Here is a 454-nt window from a genome sequence, read left to right as displayed (position 1 = left end):
CTCCAGTCCATAGCCAGCCGCAACGACCACGAGCACGCCTGGGCCCGGCTGGAGGCGTTCGGCGCGGCCGAGTACTTCGTCCTGCCGGAGATCGGCTGGGGCGCCAAGTCCGAGTCGGTGCGCCGGATCGGCGACCGGCTGAACTTCGCGCTCACGACCCTCGCCTTCGTCGACGACAGGCCCGCCGAACGGGCCGAAGTGGCCTTCCACCTGCCCGACGTACGGTGCTACCCGGCCGAGCAGGTCCTCGCCCTCCCCGAACTCGCCGAGTTCACCCCCGCGACCAGCACCGTCGACTCCCGGCGGCGCCGCCAGATGTACCAGGCGGGCTTCCGCCGCGAGGCCGAGCGGGCGGCCGCCCCCGGCCCCGACGAGGAGTTCCTGCGCTCCCTGGACCTGCGGATGGGCATCGGCCGGGCCACCGGTGAGGAGCTGTCCCGCGTCGAGGAACTCA

The 454-nt window shown here is 73.1% G+C and carries 1 pseudogene; it reads left to right on the top strand.

What is annotated here, in order from left to right:
- Window positions 1–454: pseudogene (locus G3I17_RS39285) on the top strand (hypothetical protein); the annotation flags it as partial.

Source organism: Streptomyces sp. SID13031 (assembly GCF_010548305.1).
Classification (GTDB): domain Bacteria; phylum Actinomycetota; class Actinomycetes; order Propionibacteriales; family Kribbellaceae; genus Kribbella.
Note: the sequence above shows the minus strand (reverse complement) of the source record. Positions and strands in the feature narration are given on the sequence as shown.